We start from the raw sequence: 21,824 nt of genomic DNA on the forward strand, positions 1-21,824 counted from the left end.
ATTGCCGTGTGCGAGCACCTCGAGCAGGGCGAATGCCCCCTCGAGCACGCTGCGGCCGCCAATGGTCCCCGTGTTCTCCGTGATTGCTTCGCTCACTGTCTGTCCTCCCGTTCAGATAGTGAGCAGCCTCCGGCTTCCAGCTCTCATCCGCGTTTCAGCGACGTCTCACGGTGCTGCGGGGCCGATGTGGTCACGAGCCAGGCGGTTCTCCCTCGTCGCGAACCGGCGTCGCCTGCACGATCTGTCGCTTTGCGCGGCTGGAGAACTCATCGACCAGCCCGGCGGTCACGGTCGACTCGATCGCACCGATCGGACGGATCGCGTAGTCCCTCATGATGTCGTGATCGACCTGAGCATGCACGGCCGGAGGGACTTCGGGATTGTCCAAAATTGGCATCGACTTACTCCTCGGGGTGTCGGGCGGCCTGTCCACCCTGTCTCTGCAGGTAAGTGCACGTCCAGGGCATAGTCCGCTGGACGAACCGGGCTTTCCGGCGATGGCGTTGCGGGTTCGTTCAGCGGACCCGGTCCTCGACGCTCGCTCGCCTGCCGGGCAGCATTGGCGGTAGCAATCACGCAGTCGCCGCGATCGCTGAAAGATGTTGCATCGCTGGTGAACTCGCTTTCAACGCCGTCTCACGGAGTAGCGCGCGAACCTTCTACGCGGCTGGCACCACGCGGTTCTATCTGGACGTCGCCGAATTCGCCCCGTTCGCACAAGAAGCCGCAGACGCGTTCGGAGTCTCGGCGAAATCGGCGAAATGCCAGCTGTTCTGCAATCGCCCCGGTTCAGGCACCTCCGTGCACTTCGATCCGGTCGATGTCATCACGGCGCAGCTGACCGGATGCAAGACCTGGCGGGTCGCGCCGAATCGCTTCGCGCCCGCGCCGCTCGAGGGCTGGGCGTCGAATGATCCGGTGTCCGCGGTGATGCGCATCCAGAATCAGCATCCAGGATCTGGTCCGGTCGCCGCTCCCCGACTTGCCCGTGACCCCCGAAACCACCTTTGTCCGAGCCGGTCAATGCGCATTGCACGTCGAAACCACCCGCGCCGAAACCGCCGGAATCTCCGTAACCGCCTACGGCTTCCGCGACACCTCGACCACGACCGTGCAACTCGACCGGGGCTACCTACCCGCGTGCCAGCGGGTGAACCTAGCTGCCGACCGGAGTCTCGCTGGACGTAGCCGACGTACTCGGCGCGGCACCTGAACTGTCCAAAGCGGAGGCGCAGCAACTGCTCGACTTCTTCGAGCGAGCCCGACTCGTCCGCCGGATCCGGTAGGCGGGGGATCACCATCTCGAATAGTGCCGAGAGGCTATTGACAGGAATCGGGATGAGGGTGCTATACATTAGGGGAGGCTTACCTCTTTAGATGAGGCTAACCTCGTGAAATGTCCCACTCGCACAATGAGGCATCCGTGTACGTCTGTATCTGCAACGCCGTCTCCGAATCGGACGTGCACAGCTGTGTCGCCGCAGGCGCCAGTTCGGCCGCGCAGGTCAAAAAGGCGTGCGGTTGGAAGCCCGGCTGTGGGAGCTGCACTCGGCGCCTTTCGGAGGTCGTCGGCCGAGCCTGTGCGACCCCTGCCCGGGACGTCGAAGCGCCCGCAGCGTAGTCCGACACGATAGGACGTCCTTACCGGTTCGCCGATTGTGAGCTGTGACACCATCGCACCCATGGAAGGCGATAAGGAAATCATCACGCTGCTCAACGAGCAGCTGACAGCCGAACTCACGGCCATCAACCAGTACTTCCTGCACGCAAAGATGCAGGAGAACTGGGGTTTCACCAAACTTGCCAAGCACACCCGCCACGAGTCCATCGATGAGATGAAGCACGCGGAGGTGCTCACTGATCGCATCCTCTTCCTCGAGGGGCTGCCCAACTACCAGAAGCTCAACCCGCTGCGCATCGGCCAGACCGTCCCCGAACAGTTGCGGGCCGATCTGAAGATCGAGATGGAGGCCGTGGACCGGCTGCGCGGCGGTATCGAGCTGATGCGCTCGCGCGGTGATGTCACCTCCGCGCGCATCTTCGAGTCCATTCTCGAGGATGAGGAATCGCACGTCGACTATCTGGAGACCGAACTCGATCTGATCGAGAAGTTGGGCGAGCAACTGTACCTGCAGCGTTATACCGACACCCCAGAAGGCGACTGACCTCGTCACCGGTTCCGGTTTGTTGATCTCGGCGCCCGGAACCGGTGATCACTCAGCGAATCGGCTGCGTGACGGCGTCGTGTTCGTCGTTGACCAGATGGAATGCGATCGCGAGATCATCGATTACCGCCTGCCACGCGGCCTGACTGCCCTCGCCTCGGGGATCGCGGGCCAGCGCCAGCAATGTTGTGGCGGCGTCGACGGCCTGAACCGCGGCAGCCAGTAGTGCGGGCACGGGGGTCGGGGCATTGCGGGAGGCCAGTGTAGCGATGTGGTGACGCAGCCACCGTGCGTCGAACTGCGCCTGCGCCGACACATCACCGACGGCGTCTTGCTCGGCGGTCGCGGCCATCGACCAGTGGCCCATGTACTGCCCAAGTGGGTCCTGGACTACCAAGTCCCGCAGCTCACTACTGATCAAACCGTGTAGCCGACCCGCTAGCTCGGCGCGTTCGACGGGCGGTTCCGCCGACCAGCTTGAAGCGGTTCTTTCCATGTCGGCCTGCAATACCGCCAGCACGGCTCGCAATTGCGCAGCTGTCGCCACCTACGCCCCTCTCCGTCGTTCATTCCGAGCTACCGTTGCGCGACAACACTTCGTGGACCCAAGCGACTACTTCGAACCCTCCCGGCACCTCCGCTGCACGGCCGTTCGTGTCGAAACGTCCGCCACCCGACGGTGAGTGCAGACATGACGATACATAAGCAGACAATCTCGAGCTACCGACAAGCGGCAGCCAACAGTCGCTGTATTTACTAGAAGTGAGCGTCGGTTCCGGACACCATGAACAGTATGGACCAGGTATTGAAACCTGTGCGTTCAATACTTGAACCCAGGGCGGTTCAGCAGAAGGCCGTGGAGGCGCCTCCGCTCGGCGGGGGAACCGGGCGAAATCAATTGCGCGAACACACCTCTGATGCCTGCTGTCCTGCGGTGGGCACGTCACGTTAATATTGGGATGATTGCTTTCCCTCCGCATGCGGCGCGTCCGCCCGACCGAAGGCTGGTGAGTCCGCCGATGTCGGTATCGATGTTCGATGAGGCGCTTCCGCGCGGCGAACGTGATGGAGTCGGTCTGCGAGTCGGTGCGATCATCGACCGGGGCGGGGAAGTGTTGCTGCTGGAGGCCCACAGCACCGGACCGCTCCCGCTGACCCGCAAGCTTCCGGGTGCGACCGTGGAACCGGGCGAATCGGTCTCCGCCGCACTGATTCGCGGGGTCCGCGAAGAGACCGGACTGACCGTCACCGGCATCGGTCACCACATCGGCGACTTCGACTACCTGTCGCCGGCCGGAAAACCGGTGCGGCGCTTGCATTTCGCCGTTGAGGTGGCAGCCACCAGTCCGATCGTCCTGTCGGCCCACGCCGATTACGTATGGGCACCGCTGGACGGTGATCTGCTCGTGACGCCATCCATCCGCGGCATCCTCGAAGCCTACAAGGACCTTCTCAGCCACTGAGGGTCGTTTCGGTACTCGATTCGGTTGTGCCCGTGCGCTTCTCACGCTGAGCGCGCCCTGTCGAGCTCGTCGACAGCCAACGCCTCCGCGGCGTCAATGGGATTCGCGGGATCGGCGATGCTGGACTGCCGCCCGCATGGACTCGATCGCGGCTGCCCGGGCGCGTAATCGAGACTTGTCGATTCCCGATTCCTGATGTTATCTAATATTCGGGAGTAAGCACGGCCAGCGGAAAGTTGGCGTCGACCAGTGGCAATACAGATCAGCGCCCAGTTCTTTCGATGTTTACCAGTGCGCTGACGGCCAATAAGTTACTGTGTATTCATGCTGCCTAGACCACTCGGTAGCTGTGGGAGGAGCTGCATGGTCGTCCGGTGTCAGGTCGGGGGAGAAGAACGACAGAACGTACACACACATCTCACTCGACCTCTGCAGAACCCGACAACGGAAGGAATCCGATGCCCGCCACCGCTGAACCGCTACCCACCCTGGGGCCACTGACCACCGGGGAAACCCGGATCCATATTCCGGCCGTCCATCGCTCGCAGACCAAGCGGCCGCTGAAACTCGCTGACGCACTGGATTTCTGGAATTTCGCGGGTGCGGCGGCCAATGTGGTGATGCAGATGGCGCGACCCGGTGTCGGCTATGGCGTTTCGGAGAGCCGGGTGGAGTCGGGTGCGTTGATGGTGCATCCGTGGAAGCGGGCCAGGACCACCACGCAGTATCTGGCGGTGGCGATCCTGGGCACCCAAGATGAGATCGATGCCTATCGGGAGGCGATCAACGTCGCGCACCGTCAGGTGCGGTCGGGCCCCGATAGTCCGGTCAAGTACAACGCTTTCCACCGTGATCTCCAAAAGTGGGTCGCCGCTTGTCTTTTCATCGGCTTCGAAGACACCTACCAGTTGCTGCACGGCAAGATGAACGATGAGCAGGCCGAGCAGTTCTATCAGACCGCTTCCACCTTGGCGACCGGTGTGCAGGTCACCAAGGATATGTGGCCCGCCACGCGCAAGGACTTCGATCGCTACTGGAACGAGGCGAGCAGCCACGCCGTCCTCGACGACAAGGTCCGCGCCTACCTCGATGATCTGCTCAACCTTCGCATGATCCACTGGTATCTGCGGCTGCCGTTCCGAAACCTGTTGAAGTTCTTGACGATCGGTTTCCTGGCGCCGCATTTCAAGGAACAACTGCAGGTCGAATGGACCGATGCCGATCAACGCCGCTTCGAGCACCTTTTCCTGTTCGTCGGGTTCGTAAACCGTTTCATCCCACGCTTCCTGCGCTTCGCCCCCACCCACGGGCTGATGCGAGACCTGCGTTGGCGCATCCGCAAAAACAAGAGCCTTATCTGAGAGCTCTCCTCAGCTCACCTGCAGCCCTCGCTCCTTAATTCTTTGCCCCCCAAGCCGTCTCGAGCGGAAACGTGGGATCGGAGCTGCGTGCATCCGCCGTGGCGTTGCCGGTATGGACACGAGACTGGATAAGACGGTGATCGCGATCTGGTGCGGTGGCTCCTCCCGTTGTTCTTGGCGCGGGTCGGGATGGCGTCCGACGAGGAATCCTTGCGTCAGCAGCCGGAGCTACTCGACACGCCGGGGCGTGTGGTGATCGAGTTCGACCCGGCCCCGCCAACATCGACGATGCGGCGCTGGCCGCGGGCCGCTACCTGTGCGCGGCCGGCGATGACCTGGTCACCGCCCGTGGCTGGCGGCAAGCCATCCTGGCTTACAACCACTCCACCGGCTACGTCAACCAAGTACGCAGCGCCGCAATCGGTTACGAGAGCTGACGGGCATGGCACGGGCTGGGCGTGGAGTACGCATAGCGACATCCCGGTCGGCCGTCGACAAGTATTGATGCCTGAGCGCTGCGACGGTCTATCCTGCGGGTGCGGCCGAGGAGATGGCGGACCGCGTCCAGGTTGTGCGAGTGGGTGAGTGATGATGAAGACGAGATCGCCGGAGACGGTGAAATGCCGGGGATGTCGCAGCTGGTGGCCTCTGAGCGCGCACAATGTGTGCCATTGTTCCCAATGCCATCAGACGTTCACCGGTGAAAAGGCGGCGACTCTGCATTTGGTTGTGGACTATCGCCACAAGCCGCACGTCATCTGCCGCACGCCGCAGAGCGTCGGCCTCGTTGATGCCGGCCGCGACTACCCCTGTTGGGGCTTCCCGCAGAATTAGCCGGTTCTGATTCTCCCGATCCGGACTACCGGCCGGTCGTGCCTTCCTGCTGGGCGAGGACGAAGGTGCCCTGGCCGTTCGGGTCCAGTTCGGTGTCGAGGATCTTGTCGTCCAGGAAGGCGGCGGCTTGCTCGTCCAGAAAGATCCGTGACCCTTCCGCGGTCAGGACCTGGTCCTGCTCGGCCGGACCCGCCGCGATCGCGAGCGACATCGTCTCGGCGCCATCCGTCGTGGAGATCCGCAGCCCGGCATCCGTCGGCGTGCCGTCTGCGGAGGTGATGGTGCGAACTGCCTCGATGGCATTGGGGGTGAGCATCAGCATGTGTCTGGTTCCTTCCGCTGTCGTGGCAGTCGGCCGAGGTAAGCGGCGGACTGCATTTCCCGCGGGCTAGTCTCCGGCCCCGATCATGAGCCGGTGGCGTCCTCGGCACCGGCATCCTCCTAGCTGTAACCATGAACTGGCTCGCGCAAACTACCTTTCCGGGCATCGCAACCGATCTCATGACCTACACAGCGAAATCTCAACTTACTCTCAAGTCAACTTACTTTGGAGTTACCTTACTGGCTGGAAGATCACCGACGTCGGCACCGACGATCCGGTGAAAGCCACAACGAAATGAGTACCGACACCCGTCCGACCGTCGGGAAGTGATTCCATGATGTTTGTCCGAAGTAATCCGTTGCTGCTCATGGTCGTTCGCCCAGCGATACCGTGGTAGGTGGAAGGGTTCGGTCAGGCCCAGCGAGAAACCGTTGGACGCCAACAAATCTCAGCAAACTGAACCGACGGGCGGGTCAACCCTCCAGGACCTATTCAACCGTGCCGGCAGTAACTCCGCCGTGCCCAGGACTGCAGAGGAGGAGATCGTGACAACGGTTCAAATTCCCGGTCCCGTCGCCGAGGTCATCCGGCGAATGCACGACATCAGGGACGAGCTCGATCCGCGCGACGGCGTCGCGTGCTTCAACAACATGTATTTGCGCGTCACCGAATTGGTCGGTCAACAGATCACCGCGGGATTCTTCGCCGACCCCGAATTCGTCGAACGCCTCGATGTGGTGTTCGCGCAGCTGTATTTCGACGCGATCGACGCCGACAAGGACGGCAGGTGGCCGAATCCGGTCTGGCAGCCGGTCTTCGATGCCCGGTCCAACCGCACCGTGTGGCCACTCCAGTTCGCGTTGGCGGGCATGAATGCCCACATCAACCACGATTTGCCGATGGCGGTGGTGATGACCTGCAAGGAGCGGTCCACCACACCCGACACCAAACCGGTGCACGCCGACTATCTGAAGGTCAATGACCTGCTGGCCCGGGTCGAGGCCGAGGTCCGCGCGGAATACGAGCCACAGCTGCTCCGGCTGACCACCAAGGATGCCGAGACACTGAAGCACATCCTGTGCAGCTTCAGCATCGCCCACGCCAGGGACGCCGCCTGGGCCACGACGCAAGCGCTCTGGATGCAACGCAGCAACAGCATGCTCCGCCGTATGACCGAGCGCGGACTCGAAGAAGGCGTCGGCGCCACGGGACGGCTGCTCCTCACACCCGTAGTCCCGCCGCCGAAGTAGACCTCAGCTAGTTCCTTGTCCGCCGGTTCGAAACCGGCTGGCTTGGTTGAATCGATGGTGGAGTGCGCGACCCGGGCCTCGCCTTTGTCGGCGATACGCTGAGCATTGGCGAAAGGTAAGCGCATGTTGCCCGGTGACCGAAGACATGTCGGTGGGATCGCACTCGGCCGATGACCCAGGACGATCCGCTTCGCACACACCATGAGGCGGCGACGACCATCATGGCGGAGTTGGCTGCGGCCGGTTTCGAGGATGCGGTCGAGATCGGCCGCGGCGGTTTCGGGGTGGTGTATCGCTGCTGTCAGGTCGCGCTGGACCGAACGGTGGCGGTGAAGGTGCTGACCGCGGAAATCGACGAAGACAATTGGGCATTGTTCATGCGGGAGCAGCGGGCGATGGGCCGCTTGACCGGGCATCCGAACATCGTCACCGTGCTGGAGGCCGGTGCCACCGGCAGCGGGAGTTCCTACCTCGTGATGCCATACCACCCGCTGGATTCCCTGGATGCGCGGATCCGCCGACACGGTCCGCTTCCGCTGAAGGAGGCGTTGTGGATCGGGGTGAAGATCGCGGGTGCACTGGAGATCGCGCATGGCCTCGGCATCGTGCATCGGGACGTGAAACCGGGAAACATCATGCTCACCGACTACGACGAGCCTGCCTTGACCGATTTCGGGATGGCACACATCGCTGGTGGATTCCAAACGGCTGACGGCATTGTCACCGAATCACCGGCATTCACTGCCCCCGAGGTGTTGGACGGGGATACACCGACGGCGGCCGCGGATGTGTACGGGCTCGGCGCGACCCTGTTCTGCGCGCTGACCGGCCATGCCGAGTTCCAGCGTCGTAGGGGTGAGAAAGGGACACAGTTTCCGCGGATCACCGCCCAGCCGATGCCGGACCTCCGGGACAGTGGTATCCCCGACGATGTGTCGGTGGTGGTGGAGACCGCAATGAGCAGCGACCCTGACGAACGCCCTTCTGCGGCGGGTCTGGGCGAGAGCATTCGACAGGTGCAGCAGCGCCACGGTTTCTCGGTTGGTGAGGCAGGCCGGCAGTCGGATTCGATTGTCGAGCATCGGCACCGGGAGCCATCGATGGAGGGACGGCGCCCGCCGGCAGCGGGCGCCGAGGACAGTCGTGGCAATCTGCCGTTCGAGCTGACTAGTTTTGTCGGCCGACGCACCGAGTTGTCGGCGGTAAAGAATCTGCTGTCCACGTCCCGGCTGATCACCTTTACCGGAGTCGGCGGCGTCGGCAAGACGCGGCTCGCGCTGCGGGCCGCATCGCAAGCGCGGCGGGATTTCGCCGACGGGGTGTGGTTGGTCGAATTGGCCGAGGTCTCCGATGCCGCGCTGCTGGTCGATGTCGTCGCGGCTACCCTGGGTTTGCGGGACGCGGCGCCCGGTCCTTTGCGCGATGTTCTGGTCAAATTTCTGGGCGCGCGGGAAATATTGCTCGTCCTGGACAACTGCGAGCACATGGTGGAAGCCGTGGCGAAGCTGACCGAGGCGATGCTGCGGACCTGCCCGGAGCTGCGAATTCTCGCCACCAGCCGGGAACCGTTGAATATCGCGGGGGAGGCGGTGCTGCGGGTGGCGCCGTTGACGGTTCCGGATCAGGATCGGGACCCGACGCTGACGAGGCTGCCCCGTTTCGATGCGGTGACGCTGTTCGCCGATCGCGCCGCTGCAGCCGTGCCGGGCTTCGAACTCGACGAGCACAACAAGGCTGCCGTGACCCGGATTTGCGCTCGGCTGGATGGGTTGCCGCTGGCGATCGAACTGGCGGCGGCTCGGATGCGTGCGATGTCACCCCAGCAGATTCTGCAACGCCTCGATGATCGGTACGCGCTGCTCACCCGTGGCAGTCGTACCGCGCCGACCCGGCAGCAGACGCTGCGATGGTGTGTCGACTGGGGCTATGAGTTGTGCACCCCGGACGAACAGCGGCTGTGGGCCTGGTTGTCGGTGTTCGCCGTGAGTTGCGAACTCGACGCCGTGGAACAGGTATGCGGTGTCGGCCTTGCGCCGCACAGCTCGCTCGATGTGCTGTCCGCCCTGGTGGACAAGTCGATTCTGATCCGGGAGGAATCGGACACCACCGTCCGATTCCGAATGCTCGAGACAATGCGTGACTACGGTCGGCAAAAGCTGCGAGAGTCCGGCGAAGACACGGAGCTGCGCCGACGGCACCGCGACTGGTACCAGCAATTGGCGCTGGACGCCCAGGCCGGGTGGATCAGTGACCGGCAGCCCTACTGGATCGCCCGCCTCGAGCGCGAACTCCCCAACCTGCGCGACGCGCTCGAATGCTGCCTTTCCGAGGACACCGACGAGGCGGCTGCGGCCGGGCTGCGAATCGCCGCCGCGCTGCACGAATTCTGGATCCTTCGCGGAATGTACGGGGAAGGCCGAACCTGGCTCGACCGCGCACTCGCCCACCCCGGCGCGCAATCGATACCCGACCGCATCGGTGCGCTACGCGCCGCCTGCGAGGTTGCCGCGCCACAGGGGGATTTCCCAGCCACCGCCGCCCTTCTGGAGGAGGGGCGACTGCTCGCCGAACAGGCGCCTACCCCCGCCATCCTGGGACAGCTCGCCTACGCTACCGGCATCACCGCACTCGCCAGCGGCGCAGCGGCCGACGCATCCTCCGCCCTGGAACGAGCTGTCGACCTGCTCGGCTCGAACCAGACCGGAGAGCTCTACATCAGCGCTCTGACCATCCTCGCCTGGTCATACGAACTGCGCGGCCACATGGTCCCAGCGACCGAGCATTACCGCCGAGTACTCACCATCACCGAAGCGCAGGGCGAATTGCTCTATCGCTCTGCCGCCTTGCGTGGCTTGGGCGTTTCCGCATGGCTGCAAGGCGAACGGGACCGTGCCCAACAGTTGCTCGAGGCGGCATTACGAATCAACCGACGGCCGAATAGTCCGGTGTTCACCGCATTCAGCCTCGAGGCGCTGGCCTGGACTACCGCCGACCAGGGCGATACCGAGCGCGCGGCCGTGCTGATGGGTGCAGCCCAGGGAAAATGGCTGGTGGGCAGCAGTGTGCGGGCCGTCTTGCGAAACATGTCGCGCTTTCACGAGGAATGTGAGCGGGCGACACGTCAAACCCTCGGCACTCGCAGATTCGATGGTGCCTTTCGGCAAGGCCGGGAGATGAGTATGGATGCCGCTATTGCTTATGCGCTCGGGGTACAACCCGCCGATGCGGCCTCCGCGGTCGGCACCTCCACGAAATTGACCAAACGCGAGCGGCAGGTCGCCGCCCTCATCGCCCAAGGACTCACTAACAAGCAAATCGCTGCCGAGTTGGTGATCGCGCAACGCACGGCCGAAGGTCATGTCGAACATATCCTGACCAAACTCGGATTCAACTCCCGCGCTCAGATCGCAGCTTGGACAGCGGACCAAACCGAAGAACACTGATCAGGTGACGTAACCGAACACTGCGGCTGCGTCCGCGACTACGGTAGCCAGCGGTAAACTGTTGTTGACGCCTTCCGCGATCCAGATGACGTCTTGTCGGCCGCTCGATGTTGCAGCTGTCGGCCAGCTCGAATGTGCGTTTCTCTATCGGAACGCATCAAGTACTTCACCAAGTAGCGAATCGCGTGTCGCAAAGTCGATTCGGCACGTAACGCACTCGCAGCCCAGTCCGGTAGCTCGGCAGCGCGGCCTCCTACGCGGACGAAATAAAGCTCGTGTAAGGAAGCGAAATGTCTAGCAAGATCGTCAAAACCCTAGCCGCGACTGTTATTGCCGCGCCCCTGCTCGTCCTCGCGGCGCCCGCAGCCACTGCCGATTCGACTGCCGCCGCGCCTCCGGCGTCCTCCACCGCTCCGGTCGACGGATCATTCGGATCAGCTACGTGGTGTTTCCCCCTCGGCAGTGTTGTCTGGTGCATCTGAGAACTCCGGTGTTGGGTGTGACATTGCTCGGAGTGCTGCAGCTGGTGTCCGGAGGGGTATCGACCAGTACGCCAACCTCCTGCAACACCGAAAACTGCTGGCCATCGGCAAATCGAACTAGGCGATGAACTGGCCGATGATCGCACCGACCGCACAGCCGATGATCGCACCCACCAGGAAGAACCAGATCCCGATGAGAATGCCGATGACACAACCGATCATCTCGCCGACCTCGACGACGGCGAAGTTTCCCAGTGCCTGGTGCAGCCCGGGCACGGGGGCCGACGCCGGGGTCAGCGTCAATTCCGTGCCGGTGTTGTCCACCGCCGGCATGAGGTTGAATGTCTGCCCGGTCTGGGCCTGCAACGTCGTCGGAATGGTGCCGACGACGGTGCCGTCGTCCGCGGTCACGGTGACCGCGTCGGGGCCGAGCGTGAATCTGCCGGAGGCCAGCCGCACCAGCGCGCTGGTGTGATCGGCGGCGAGGGCGGTGGTGTAGGCGACGGGACCGGCGTTCGCGCCGACGGTGACATCCGAGGCCACCCCCGCCTGACCGTTGGCCATGACGGTGGTTGTGCCGGTAGCCGCGATGGCCAAGATCGCAGTCGCCAGGAAGTTCTTGATTTTCACCGCACTTCCAATCGTTCCGATTTTCGACGTTCCCAGACGAACGGCACCGAATAGGAGCGCTCCCGGCTATCTTCTTGTCATCGGACAATATCGCATTTCAGAGCCGATCATTGGCTCACATTCCGCTCAGCAGCTATTTCATCGCAATCGAACATCTTTGCTGGTGAGGGCGTCGAGGTTGCCGACGGTGCGTGCACAGATGAGGAACGGCTGAGGGCGTGATGTCCTCCACGCAGCACCTGCTCTAGGCATCGAATTTGCTTGGTGTGAGCGACATGACGGTGGTTCCCGCTCCGAGGTGGAGGTTGTGGCGTCAGCCGAGGTGCCCGAGCTGGATCCCGGTTTGCATTCTGGTTTGAATCGGATTCTTCGGATGGGTCGGTGGGTGTGGTGATCCGGGGGCACCCGAAAGCGCAAGACACCTACTTGTGCGTGTCGTGTTGACCGACGCGTGCCCGGTTCTGAGGATGGGCCGCGTGACCTGGATCGGGAGCGCCAAGCGGGCGCGGGGTGGGTGGCTGTGGATGGTGTTGGTCGTACTGGCCGGTGTGGTAGTCCCGGTGACACTGGTGCCCGGTACGGGAGGTGCGAACGACGACGCGGATGCGGAGTGGTCGGCCACTTCGGATATGTTCGCGCCGAACGATTTTCGAGCCGCCCCATATCTGGGCAATGGGCGGATCGGCACGATGCTGCCCCCCAGCGGCGGTGGGTATCACGATTACGGCGACACGGCACGCACCGCGTTTCCGTTGCAGCAGCCTCGGTATACCGGCACGTATCTAGCGGGTTTCTATGCCCAAGGGGGTCCCTCACTGCAGTACACGCAGGTGATCGCGGCGTTACCGGCCTGGTCAGGGCTCACCGTCGGGGTTGCCGGTCAGCAATATCGAGCCGACGTGGATCCGGCGGCCGTACACGACTACAGGCAGACGCTGGATTACCGGACCGCCACGGCGACAACGCAAGTCACCTGGACCCCGGATCCCGAGCATCGGGTACGGCTGCGTTACGACACGTTCGTGTCCCGCTCGCGACCAGATCTGGCGGTGCAGCGGTTGACCCTCGCCCCGGACTTCTCGGGAGATCTCGATGTCACCGATCTGATCGACACCGCTGCCACGCGGCGGGCGTCCGCGGTGGCCGCCTTCGCCGATCCGGCCCGCAACCAGAGTGTCGCAGGGGTGCGCGCGGACGGCTCGCCGGAAACCGCGTTCGTGGTTTCGGCCGTCGATACACCAGAGCACACCGCGGCTGCAGCGCTGCCCGCCACCTGCGGGATCCGCTACACCACGCCGGTGACCGAGGGAGGCAGCTACACCTTCACCAAGTACGTGGGGATCTCGTCGACCGACTACGGTCCCGATCCGCAGGCCGCTGCCACCACCGCGGCCGAGTCCGGCCGTGCGGAGGGTTACAACACCGCACACGGCGCGCATGCCGCCGCGTGGGACCAGTTGTGGCAGAAGGGGATCGAGATCGCCGGGCGCGACGACTACACCCGATGGATTCGCGCGGCCATGTATTCGGTGCTGGCCAGCGTCCGTGCAGGCGACCGGTGGGCCGTGCAGCCCGCGGGACTGTCGTCCGACGACTACGGCGGCCTGACGTTCTGGGATGCCGACACCTGGATCTTCCCGACCCTGCTGGCGCTGTACCCGGACCTGGCGCGCACGATAGTCGACTTCCGTAGCCAGGCCCTGCCGTCCGCGCGGGCCAACGCTCGCGGTTACGGGCTCCCGGGTGCGTTGTATCCGTGGAACGACGGCCCTGCCCAACGATGCGCCTCACCGTGGGTGTGCGGGCTAACCGAGGAACACCTGCACAACGAAATCGCCCTGGCCCAGTGGCAGTACTACACCGCTACCGGCGATCGGCAATGGCTGCACAGCAGCGGTGCCCCGGTGATCACCGCGATCGCCGACTATCTCGCCGCCCGGGTAGGCCCGAAAATGCCCGACGGCAAATACCATTACGTGCCCGCGGCCGGCGCCGACGAGTACGTCGCCCTGTCGATCGACAATGCTCTCACCAATGGCGGCGTGATGAACACGATGCGCATCGCTGCCCAGGCCGCCGGGTTGGCGGGGCTGCCGGTCGACCCACGCTGGGCCGACATCGCTGCCAACATGGCCATGCCACCCGACATCGCCCCCGGCGTACCCGCCGAATACCTCGGATACGCGGGCGCACCGATCAAGCAGGCGGATACCGTCCTGCTCAGCTACCCGTTCTCCTACGCCACACCCGGGTACTCGCCGGTTGACACCCTGCACTACTACTTCGACCGGACCGACCCCGACGGCCCGAACATGAGTAATGCCGTCGGCGCGATCCTCAGCGCCGAATACGACCCTTGCCGTACCCAGTACTACCTGGACCAATCGGTGCAGCCATACGTACGCGGTCCCTACAACTTCCAGTCCGAAGCCCGCGGTGACCGTCCCGGCGCCAACGTACTCGGCCAAGCCGCCTGGATCTTCGTTACCGGCGCGGCGGGATTCCTGCAGGGACTGCTCTACGCCCCGACCGGTCTGCGCTGGACCGATACGAATCCGCGACTGAACCCCATGCTGCCCAACGGATTCCCACACGGCATAACCATCCACGGGCTCTCGGTGGGCGCCGGCACCGTCACCGTCGGCATCACCCCGGACACCACGACGCTCACCCTCACCTCCGGCGACCCGATAACCTTCGACACCCCGGCAGGCCCGAAAACCATCACCTCGACACGACCGCTACAAATACCCACCCGATCAGCCTGCTGACCACAGTTCGCGAGTCCGCCGAGTTCGCGTTGCTCGCGGCAGTGTCGGATGGAGCAGCTGCCCGGCGAACTGTTTGCTCGCGGCGGAGACCCGTAGCCGGTGGCCGTCAGCGGCCGGGCCGCTGACGTGTTCACCGGCGTCGAGTACCCGCTGGTCCTCGGCGAGCTCGTCGAGTCGGGCGAGGAAATCCTCGAAGGCATATTCGTCATCACGACCGGCCCCGAGAAGGCGGAGCTGACACGGTGGATCCACCACGACGCGAAACCGTGGACCGCCCGGCCGGTCAAGCGGGTGTATATCCCCAAGGCAGGCGGGAAACGGCGGCCGCTGGGAATTCCGGTGATTGTGGACCGAGTGCTGCAAGCACGACGCCATCGAGGCCATCTTCGAGGTGGCCAAGGGCAATCCGGCCCGTCAATGGGTGCTCGACGCCGACCTGACCGCAGCGTTCGACCGCATCGACCACGACCGGCTACTCGCCGCTGCCGGTGAGTTCCCCGCCAGGGAACGCCTCGCCGGGTGGCTGCGAGCGGGCGTGGTCGAGAACGGACTGCTCGCTCCGACCGAGGCGGGAACACCGCAGGGCGGGGTGGCATGCTGGGAGTGTCCCGTATCGGCCGGCTTGCGGGTTCGGACACGCCGAAGCGCCCGGTAACGCCGAAGACAGCGCCGTCCGAACCGGCCACAGCGCTGCAGAACTCGGTCGGTCGGCCCGGGATGACTTGCCCCATGTACGGGCTGACCCTGACGACACCAGCTCAGGCCGGGTCCGGCAGGTGGATCGAGGCAAGTTTGGCCGGGTCGACGACGATGTGGATGGTGGTGATCCGGCCTTCGGCGACGGTGAAGCCGATGACCGACAGGGGGGTTCCATCGGGGCGCCAGGACATGTGGCCGGGAATGCCGTTGACCAGCACGGGCCGGTGGTGGGCGACCTCGCCGGAGAACATGCGGGCGCCAGCGGCGACCTCGGTGGCGCCGAGAGTGATGACCACGCCGTCGGGAGTGTCGACGGTCAGTTTCACGTTCGGGTCGAGGACGCGCAGGAGCGCTTCGAAGTCGCCGCTCAAGGCGGCGGCGTGGAAAGCTTGGACGACCCGTCGGTGTTCACGACCGTGGCCCGCCGACCGGTCTGTGGCTTGGACCTTGCGGCGGGCGCGGCTGGCGATCATCTTGGTGGCGTCGGTCGTCTTACCAAGGATCTGGCCGATTTCGTGGAAAGGGACCGCGAACATGTCGTGCAGGACGAACGCCAAGCGCTCGCTCGGGGTGAGCGAATCGAGCACGACGAGCAGGGCGAGGCCGACCGAATCGGCCAGCGCCACTTGCTCTTCCGGCGTGGGGGCATCGTCGGGCATCACCACGAAGTCCGAAAACTCCTGCCCATAGGAAGTTTCGGGCTGGGCCTGTCGGGAGCGCAGGAGGTCCAGGCTGATTCGGCCGACCACGGTGGTGAGCCAGCCCACCAGGTTGTCGATGGTTGCCGCGTCCTGGCGGACGAGGCGCATCCACGCTTCCTGGACCACGTCCTCGGCGTCGGCATGCGAGCCCAGCACGCGGTACGCGACGGCGCGCAGCCGATCGCGCTGGGCTTCGAACGCCTCGGCGATGAGGCCGGATTGGTATGCGGTCACGGCTTGCGCTGCTGACGCAGCGAGATCCGGTTGCCGTCCGGATCCATCGCCTCGATGCGGACCCCGAACGGGTAGTCCTCGGGTTCGGACTGTTCGAAAGTGACACCGCGCTGGCGGAGGATCTCGAAATCCTTTCGCAGATCGTCGGATTCGAGGATGATCGGACCGGGCGCGGCCTGCTGGCCCACGTGGGTCGGCTGTCCCGCAGCCGCCGCATGCGACCACAGTATGACCTGCACCGGGCTATCGGGGACGCCGACGGTGAGGAAACGTCCGTCGGGCCCCGAGAAGTCGATCCGCTTTTCCAAGCCGAGCCCCTCGATGTAGAACTCCAGCGCACGGTCCTGATCGGTGACATAGATCGTCACGTACATGATGTTGGTCAACATCCTGTTCTCCATTCGCTCGTCGATGCAACGACCGTTCGTATTCGGTCGTCGCACCTATGACGAGCGCCGACGGGAGAAGGTAACAGGACCGTCCGCCAAAGTGGCTACCGAACGCTCACGGAACGCACTCGCTTGCCGCATGGTTCGGAGCGGTTACGCCGCGGCTGGCATACCGCCTGCGTGTCGGTTGCGGCCGGTTACGCGATCGAGCGCCGGATGTAGTGGTCCATGGCTGGGTCAAGCTTGACCCCGTAGAAGGTCGCAAGTTGGTCGATTACGTTCCTGGGGATGGTCGCCGATCGGCTGGGTGTCTTCGCCGCCATCGCCATGAGCGTGTCGAGGGCCGGTAGCGCCTCGTCGGGTACCTGCCGTACCCGACGGTCGGTGCTCTCCCCGTGATCGGCGGTGGAAACCAGATCCAACACGGTTGGTGCGTGGATGGGCTGCAGCCACGGGTCACACAGCCGGCACATCCATTGGCCATGAAAGATGTTGTGCCGTAAGCAGATTTGAGTCTGGTGCGCAGGCGGCGGGAGTGTCCAGTCGCCCAGCCCGGGCGATGGTTCGAATGCGGTGGTGATGTACCGGTAGTGCCGTAGCGACTCGACGATCATCGGTTCGTAGTGCAGCCGATTCCGCCCGTGCCGGGTCGTAGCGAGATCGAGTAGCTTCACCAAGAAACCGCGTTGTTTTGCCGCGGTGTCGGTCCACGGCAGGTCGGCAAGATCGAAACCGCTCATGCCGTAACCGACACGCTCTGAATCGGCGAACAGCAGTACCAGATGCTGCTCCCAGGGCGTATGCGCGACCGCCGAGCCGGCCAACGTCAGGACATCCAGGAACACGGAGGTATTGCCGTTGCTCAGACGCAACGTTGCGTCGACACCTCGAGCGGTGAACACATTTCCCATTGCCCCGGATCGTAGTCAGCTTCCACCCCGAACATCCGCACATGCCGCGGTCAGCCGATGAGATCCACTGCGGCTCATGGCATCCGCACATGCCGATGAGCGGATGCCTTCGCGTGCTCGTGTGTACCGTCATGGACACGCTGGCGCACGGGCTGTGAAGCAGGGACCCGGCTCCACCGTTCGATTTGAAGGGGTCGAGATGCCGGAATCGTTTCGGCCGATGTCGTTCTCGATCGAGACCGACCGACTGTCGCTGCGGCTGCGCGGAGCCGAGGACGCAGCGTGCAACCTTGCGCGCCGTGAAGCCACCTGGTCGCGCGGAATGCGTTGTCGGGCTGTGTTAGTCGCCGTTCAACGGTCGGTGTCCGGGTTGTCGCAGCCTCGGACGCGACGTTTTGGATGAGGCGGAGCAGGGCGCGAGCAGTGGCTAGCGTGAGGTCAGGTGGATCCTTCGGGACGACGACTCTGGGTTCCGTTGATCTCGCGCTGTCATGCGATAGGCGTGTGAGCGTCGACCGGGCGGTCTAGGCCGAGGGGCGACCGGGCGAACGTTCCGCATAAGGCCCCCTTCTGATCGGCATGGCGAGCGGGGCCTTGGGTGACGGACCTCGGTCGATATCCGCAGAGCTGCAAAGACTTCCGTGATATGACTGTCTCTGCTTCGCGGGGGCCGATGTGCCGGTTTCTTAGGATTCTCTCAGCTGAACCCGAATTCAACCCCACAGGATATGACCTCCGCGGCAGGATATCTCGGCTCCAGTGTGTTCGGGCTGCTGCTGGCGATGTTCTTCGGAGTCACCTTCGGTGCCCGCACGATCGCGGGCGATGAGGAATCCGATGAGCAGGATGACGATGCCTCGTCGGTGAAGTCCTCGCGCAGGTGGCCGCTGTTCCTCGCGCGAGCGGGCATGGAGCTGTGACTCCCGGTGCTCCCGTGGCTATACTGTGTGGCGTAATTGGCTTCCTACTTTCGACTTGCTGGGACCTTGTCACACCGCTCAGCTGTGAAGATCCTTCGAATCGTGAGTTCTACTCGTGGAAGCACCGGAGTAGTGGCTGATGCCCGGAGTGTGCGCACCGGCCGCCTCGAGCGGGTTCCGGCGGGCATTTGCGCCCCAGGGTGCGGACGTCACCGTCTCCCGTACTGTCGACGCCCACAGGCGGATGAAGACTGAGCCGTCCGTGAGTTCAAGCGGTTGACCGACCGGCAGGATGCCGAACTGGTACGCGCCGGCTCGGCGAACACCGAATCATCGGCGCCCAGGGGGCGTGATGTCAGGGCTCAGTCGTGGAACCTCCGCGATACGTCGGAACCAACCTGCCCGCCAGGCAATAGCAACGTTCGACAATTACGCCGACGCTGAAAGCACCGTCGACTACCTCTCCGACCAGCATTTCACGGTAGACAAATTGGCCATCGTCGGACGCGACATCGAGCAGGTCGTCGGCCGATTGAACTACGGCTGGGCCGCTTTGCCAGGCGGCGCTGACGGGCGCACTGTTCGGCTGAATCTTCGGATTACTCGACTGGGTCCAGCCGCTGCTCACAGGTCTCGTGCTCGCCTGCTACGAGCTGGTGTTCGGCGCTGTTGTCGGCGCCCTGCTCGGCCTGCTCGTTCGCACTGCAGGGCGGCCGGCGCGACTTCACCTCAATCCAACCACGTCACTACGAAGTCCTCGCCGACGTCGAGGTCGCGGACGAAGCCGTTCGCCTGCTCACCGGCCGGACCAATCGAAAGGAATGAGTCATGGCGACCGCTGTAGGTATCGACCTGGGCACCACGAACTCGGTCATCGCAAGCTGGCAAGGCGGCGAGCCGGTGGTGATCTCCAATGCCGAGGGAGCGCGGACGACGCCGTCGGTGGTGGCGTTCACCGAGAGTGGGGAGCGGCTGGTGGGTCAGCTCGCCCGACGGCAGGCGATCTTGAATCCGAAGGGCACAATATACTCGGCGAAACGCTTCATCGGACGTCATTACGACGAGGTCTCCGAGGAGGCCAAAGCGGTCAGTTTCGACGTCGTACCGGGTGACAACGGTGAGGCTCGATTCGACGTGCGGGGCAAGAAGTACGCGCCGGAGGAGATCAGTGCCCTCGTGCTGCGCAAGCTCGTCGACGACGCGAGCAAGTTCCTTGGTGAGAAGGTCAAGGAAGCGGTCATCACCGTTCCCGCGTACTTCAACGACGCGCAGCGCAACGCCACCAAGGACGCCGGCCGGATCGCAGGGCTCGAGGTTTTGCGGATCATCAACGAGCCGACCGCCGCGGCACTGGCGTACGGCATGGACAAGCAGACCCACGAGACCGTACTGGTCTTCGACCTCGGCGGCGGCACCTTCGACGTGAGCCTGCTCGACGTCGGCGAGGGAGTGGTCGAGGTTCGTTCCACGGCCGGCGACTCCCATCTCGGCGGCGACGACTTCGACCGACGTCTGGTGGACTACCTCGCCGACGAATTCCAGCGTGCGGAGAACATCGATCTGCGCAAGGACGCGCAGGCGTTGCAGCGCCTCTTCGAGGCAGCAGAGAAAGCCAAGGTCGAGTTGTCCTCGGTGACACAGGCCCAGGTCAACTTGCCCTTCGTCACCGCTGACGCGAACGGTCCCAAGCACCTGACCACCACGATCATGCGATCGAAGTTCGAGGATCTGACGGCGGATCTGGTGGAACGCTGCCTTGACCCGGTGAAGCAGGCGATGAGTGACGCCAAGGTCACCGCCAACGACATCGACGAGGTGATTCTGGTCGGTGGTTCGACACGTATTCCGGCGGTGCAGGCGCTGGTTCGCCGGCTCACCGGCGGCAAGGACCCCAACATGAGCGTCAACCCGGACGAGGTCGTGGCGCTCGGTGCCGCAGTCCAGGCGGGCGTGCTCAAGGGCGAGGTCTCCGATGTGCTGTTGCTCGATGTCACCCCGCTGTCCCTCGGCGTCGAGACCCAGGGCGGGGTGATGACCAAGATCATCGAGCGCAACACGACGATCCCGGTCCGGCGCAGTGAAGTGTTCGCCACCGCGGAAGACAATCAGCCCGCAGTGGATGTCGTGGTCCTGCAGGGCGAACGCGAACGGGCCGCCGACAACCGGGTGCTCGGTCGGTTCCGGCTGGAAGACATCCGCCCCGCACCCCGTGGCGAGGCCCAAGTCGAAGTCACGTTCGACATCGACGCCAACGGCATCCTCAACGTCACCGCCCGCGACAAGGACACCGGTAAGGAGCAGAGCATCACGATCAGTGAGCAGGGCAACCTGGACCAGAGTGAGGTCGAGCGCATGCTCGCGGAGGCCGAACGGAACCGGGCCGAGGATGAGTCGCTGCGAAAGGCGGTCGATGCGCGCAACGCGCTCGATTCGGTTGCCTATCAAGTGGAACGGCGACTCACCGAACTCGGCGACAGTGCTCCACCGCACGACAAAGCACGCGCCGAGATGCTGATCGCCGACGCCAGGAAAGCCGTGAAAGACAATGCTCCACCCGCGGAGGTAGAGCCACTCACCTCCGAGCTGCAGCAGCTGCTCTACGGGCTCGCACCGGTCCAGACAGGCGGCGGCGACGGACACCGGGCAGGCGGAGACGTTGCGTCGTCGGATGACGACGACGTGATCGACGCCGAATTCGATCGAAGCTGAGGCACACGATGGAAAGGTCTGCAGATCATTCGACGACCGAGTCGACGACCGAGTCGGCTACCGACGAGGATCAGACCGAGACGGCGCCTGATCGCACCGACACGGGGGCCGAGCTGGCTCAACTCGAGGACCGCTGGCGCAGGGCCCTTGCAGATCTTGACAACCTGCGCAAGCGGTTTGCCAAGGATCTGGACCGTGCGCGCGCCGCGGAGGTGGCGAAGGTTTCCGCTGCGTGGCTCCCGGTGCTGGACAATTTGGAGCTCGCGCTGGCCCATGCGGGCAGCGATCCCCATGCCGTCGTCGAGGGCGTGAAGGCGATCCGGGACCAGGCGGTGCAGGTGCTGGCGCAGTTCGGCTTCGAGCGCCACGACGAGGTCGGTGTGCCGTTCTCCCCGGAGCTACACGAAGTGGTCAGCGTGGTGGCCCAACCCGAGCTTCCCTCCGGGACCGTGATCGAGGTCTTGCGCCCGGGCTACGGAGAGGACGGTCGGCAGTTGCGTCCCGCCGCGGTGGTCGTCAGCCGACCCGAGGGGTGAGCAC

At 64.2% G+C, this 21,824-nt stretch carries 22 protein-coding genes and 1 pseudogene; 15 read left to right on the plus strand and 8 right to left on the minus strand.

The genetic code is table 11. From position 1 onward, the window contains the following. Positions 1 to 190: 190 nt before the first annotated feature. Positions 191 to 397, minus strand: coding sequence for a hypothetical protein (locus ACZ60G_RS27720; RefSeq protein WP_465813610.1), 207 nt, complete (start codon positions 395 to 397; stop codon positions 191 to 193). A 404-nt stretch (positions 398 to 801) separates the two neighbouring features. On the opposite strand from ACZ60G_RS27720, the gene ACZ60G_RS27725 reads away from it, so the two are divergent. The 3 genes from ACZ60G_RS27725 (at position 802) to bfr (ending at position 2,165) form a co-directional block, all read left to right on the plus strand. Next, a complete protein-coding gene (locus ACZ60G_RS27725; RefSeq protein ID WP_465813611.1) occupies positions 802 to 1,188 on the plus strand; it encodes a hypothetical protein in 387 nt (128 codons plus the stop codon). A gap of 208 nt (positions 1,189 to 1,396) precedes the next feature. Further along, a complete protein-coding gene (locus ACZ60G_RS27730; RefSeq protein ID WP_465813612.1) occupies positions 1,397 to 1,621 on the plus strand; it encodes a (2Fe-2S)-binding protein in 225 nt (74 codons plus the stop codon). 61 nt (positions 1,622 to 1,682) lie between these two features. Continuing rightward, positions 1,683 to 2,165, plus strand: a complete 483-nt coding sequence (bfr, locus tag ACZ60G_RS27735) for a bacterioferritin (protein ID WP_063038646.1) — start codon at positions 1,683 to 1,685, stop codon at positions 2,163 to 2,165. 52 nt (positions 2,166 to 2,217) lie between these two features. Here the strand turns inward: bfr and ACZ60G_RS27740 are convergent, their stop codons facing one another. Continuing rightward, entirely contained in the window at positions 2,218 to 2,712 is a 495-nt protein-coding gene (locus tag ACZ60G_RS27740) for a hypothetical protein (protein ID WP_465813613.1), read from the minus strand. Between the two features lie 412 nt (positions 2,713 to 3,124). Here ACZ60G_RS27740 and ACZ60G_RS27745 point away from each other — a divergent pair, with 412 nt between their 5' ends. The 4 genes from ACZ60G_RS27745 (at position 3,125) to ACZ60G_RS27760 (ending at position 5,823) form a co-directional block, all read left to right on the plus strand. After that, positions 3,125 to 3,628, plus strand: a complete 504-nt coding sequence (locus ACZ60G_RS27745) for an NUDIX hydrolase (protein WP_465813614.1) — start codon at positions 3,125 to 3,127, stop codon at positions 3,626 to 3,628. A 458-nt stretch (positions 3,629 to 4,086) separates the two neighbouring features. Beyond that, the gene (locus ACZ60G_RS27750; protein WP_465813615.1) at positions 4,087 to 4,989 is read left to right on the plus strand and encodes an oxygenase MpaB family protein; all 903 of its coding nucleotides are present in this window, start codon (positions 4,087 to 4,089) and stop codon (positions 4,987 to 4,989) included. Between the two features lie 155 nt (positions 4,990 to 5,144). Next, the gene (locus ACZ60G_RS27755) at positions 5,145 to 5,426 is read left to right on the plus strand and encodes a lysozyme family protein (protein WP_465813616.1); all 282 of its coding nucleotides are present in this window, start codon (positions 5,145 to 5,147) and stop codon (positions 5,424 to 5,426) included. A 154-nt stretch (positions 5,427 to 5,580) separates the two neighbouring features. Then, positions 5,581 to 5,823 (plus strand): FDXHR family putative zinc-binding protein, encoded by a 243-nt coding sequence (locus ACZ60G_RS27760; RefSeq protein WP_465813647.1) that lies wholly within the window; start codon positions 5,581 to 5,583, stop codon positions 5,821 to 5,823. A 25-nt stretch (positions 5,824 to 5,848) separates the two neighbouring features. Here ACZ60G_RS27760 and ACZ60G_RS27765 read toward each other — a convergent pair whose 3' ends face one another. Further along, positions 5,849 to 6,145, minus strand: a complete 297-nt coding sequence (locus ACZ60G_RS27765; protein ID WP_465813617.1) for a hypothetical protein — start codon at positions 6,143 to 6,145, stop codon at positions 5,849 to 5,851. Positions 6,146 to 6,690: 545 nt separating this feature from the next. Here ACZ60G_RS27765 and ACZ60G_RS27770 point away from each other — a divergent pair. Beyond that, the gene (locus ACZ60G_RS27770) at positions 6,691 to 7,395 is read left to right on the plus strand and encodes a DUF5995 family protein (protein ID WP_465813618.1); all 705 of its coding nucleotides are present in this window, start codon (positions 6,691 to 6,693) and stop codon (positions 7,393 to 7,395) included. 170 nt (positions 7,396 to 7,565) lie between these two features. Further along, entirely contained in the window at positions 7,566 to 10,838 is a 3,273-nt protein-coding gene (locus ACZ60G_RS27775; protein ID WP_465813619.1) for a protein kinase domain-containing protein, read from the plus strand. Between the two features lie 599 nt (positions 10,839 to 11,437). Here the strand turns inward: ACZ60G_RS27775 and ACZ60G_RS27780 are convergent. Next, positions 11,438 to 11,950 (minus strand): DUF8020 domain-containing protein, encoded by a 513-nt coding sequence (locus ACZ60G_RS27780; protein WP_465813620.1) that lies wholly within the window; start codon positions 11,948 to 11,950, stop codon positions 11,438 to 11,440. 476 nt (positions 11,951 to 12,426) lie between these two features. Between ACZ60G_RS27780 and ACZ60G_RS27785 the strand changes: the two genes are divergently transcribed. Further along, a complete protein-coding gene (locus ACZ60G_RS27785) occupies positions 12,427 to 14,721 on the plus strand; it encodes a glycoside hydrolase family 65 protein (RefSeq protein WP_465813621.1) in 2,295 nt (764 codons plus the stop codon). Here the strand turns inward: ACZ60G_RS27785 and ACZ60G_RS27790 are convergent. Continuing rightward, positions 14,710 to 14,976 (minus strand): hypothetical protein, encoded by a 267-nt coding sequence (locus ACZ60G_RS27790; protein ID WP_465813622.1) that lies wholly within the window; start codon positions 14,974 to 14,976, stop codon positions 14,710 to 14,712. The genes ACZ60G_RS27785 and ACZ60G_RS27790 overlap by 12 nt on opposite strands. An 88-nt stretch (positions 14,977 to 15,064) precedes the next feature. Here ACZ60G_RS27790 and ACZ60G_RS27795 point away from each other — a divergent pair, with 88 nt between their 5' ends. Next, on the plus strand, positions 15,065 to 15,376 hold the full coding sequence (locus ACZ60G_RS27795; RefSeq protein WP_465813623.1) for a hypothetical protein: 312 nt from the start codon (positions 15,065 to 15,067) through the stop codon (positions 15,374 to 15,376). Positions 15,377 to 15,479: 103 nt separating this feature from the next. On the opposite strand, the gene ACZ60G_RS27800 is transcribed toward ACZ60G_RS27795, so the two are convergent. The 3 genes from ACZ60G_RS27800 to ACZ60G_RS27810 all read right to left on the minus strand — a co-directional run bounded on the left by ACZ60G_RS27800 (position 15,480) and on the right by ACZ60G_RS27810 (position 17,655). Next, entirely contained in the window at positions 15,480 to 16,355 is an 876-nt protein-coding gene (locus ACZ60G_RS27800; RefSeq protein ID WP_465813624.1) for a sigma-70 family RNA polymerase sigma factor, read from the minus strand. Beyond that, positions 16,352 to 16,744, minus strand: a complete 393-nt coding sequence (locus tag ACZ60G_RS27805; protein ID WP_465813625.1) for a VOC family protein — start codon at positions 16,742 to 16,744, stop codon at positions 16,352 to 16,354. Before ACZ60G_RS27805 ends, ACZ60G_RS27800 begins: the two co-directional genes overlap by 4 nt. 197 nt (positions 16,745 to 16,941) lie before the next feature. Next, a complete protein-coding gene (locus ACZ60G_RS27810) occupies positions 16,942 to 17,655 on the minus strand; it encodes a hypothetical protein (RefSeq protein ID WP_465813626.1) in 714 nt (237 codons plus the stop codon). A 728-nt stretch (positions 17,656 to 18,383) separates the two neighbouring features. On the opposite strand from ACZ60G_RS27810, the gene ACZ60G_RS27815 reads away from it, so the two are divergent. The 4 genes and pseudogenes from ACZ60G_RS27815 (at position 18,384) to ACZ60G_RS27830 (ending at position 21,820) form a co-directional block, all read left to right on the plus strand. Further along, a complete protein-coding gene (locus ACZ60G_RS27815; RefSeq protein ID WP_465813627.1) occupies positions 18,384 to 18,575 on the plus strand; it encodes a hypothetical protein in 192 nt (63 codons plus the stop codon). Positions 18,576 to 18,927: 352 nt separating this feature from the next. Beyond that, positions 18,928 to 19,400 (plus strand): annotated as a pseudogene (locus ACZ60G_RS27820) (YflT domain-containing protein). Positions 19,401 to 19,403: 3 nt separating this feature from the next. Then, positions 19,404 to 21,284: a molecular chaperone DnaK gene (dnaK, locus tag ACZ60G_RS27825; RefSeq protein ID WP_465813628.1), complete on the plus strand. Its 1,881-nt coding sequence runs from the start codon at positions 19,404 to 19,406 to the stop codon at positions 21,282 to 21,284. Between the two features lie 8 nt (positions 21,285 to 21,292). Next, positions 21,293 to 21,820 carry a nucleotide exchange factor GrpE gene (locus ACZ60G_RS27830; protein WP_465813629.1) on the plus strand — a complete coding sequence of 176 codons (528 nt, stop codon included), beginning with the start codon at positions 21,293 to 21,295 and terminating at the stop codon, positions 21,818 to 21,820. The last annotated feature ends 4 nt before the right edge of the window (positions 21,821 to 21,824 follow it).

It is taken from the genome of Nocardia sp. NPDC102475 (genome assembly GCF_055584605.1).

What these genes read in the sequence shown, in the direction of transcription:
- ACZ60G_RS27720 (WP_465813610.1), bottom strand. Translation starts at nt 397, where the DNA reads ATGCCAATTTTGGACAATCCCGAAGTCCCTCCGGCCGTGCATGCTCAG.
- ACZ60G_RS27730 (WP_465813612.1), top strand. Translation starts at nt 1,397, where the DNA reads ATGTCCCACTCGCACAATGAGGCATCCGTGTACGTCTGTATCTGCAAC.
- bfr (WP_063038646.1), top strand. Translation starts at nt 1,683, where the DNA reads ATGGAAGGCGATAAGGAAATCATCACGCTGCTCAACGAGCAGCTGACA.
- ACZ60G_RS27745 (WP_465813614.1), top strand. Translation starts at nt 3,125, where the DNA reads ATGATTGCTTTCCCTCCGCATGCGGCGCGTCCGCCCGACCGAAGGCTG.
- ACZ60G_RS27750 (WP_465813615.1), top strand. Translation starts at nt 4,087, where the DNA reads ATGCCCGCCACCGCTGAACCGCTACCCACCCTGGGGCCACTGACCACC.
- ACZ60G_RS27760 (WP_465813647.1), top strand. Translation starts at nt 5,581, where the DNA reads ATGAAGACGAGATCGCCGGAGACGGTGAAATGCCGGGGATGTCGCAGC.
- ACZ60G_RS27765 (WP_465813617.1), bottom strand. Translation starts at nt 6,145, where the DNA reads ATGCTGATGCTCACCCCCAATGCCATCGAGGCAGTTCGCACCATCACC.
- ACZ60G_RS27775 (WP_465813619.1), top strand. Translation starts at nt 7,566, where the DNA reads ATGACCCAGGACGATCCGCTTCGCACACACCATGAGGCGGCGACGACC.
- ACZ60G_RS27805 (WP_465813625.1), bottom strand. Translation starts at nt 16,744, where the DNA reads ATGTTGACCAACATCATGTACGTGACGATCTATGTCACCGATCAGGAC.
- ACZ60G_RS27810 (WP_465813626.1), bottom strand. Translation starts at nt 17,655, where the DNA reads ATGGGAAATGTGTTCACCGCTCGAGGTGTCGACGCAACGTTGCGTCTG.
- ACZ60G_RS27815 (WP_465813627.1), top strand. Translation starts at nt 18,384, where the DNA reads ATGACCTCCGCGGCAGGATATCTCGGCTCCAGTGTGTTCGGGCTGCTG.
- dnaK (WP_465813628.1), top strand. Translation starts at nt 19,404, where the DNA reads ATGGCGACCGCTGTAGGTATCGACCTGGGCACCACGAACTCGGTCATC.
- ACZ60G_RS27830 (WP_465813629.1), top strand. Translation starts at nt 21,293, where the DNA reads ATGGAAAGGTCTGCAGATCATTCGACGACCGAGTCGACGACCGAGTCG.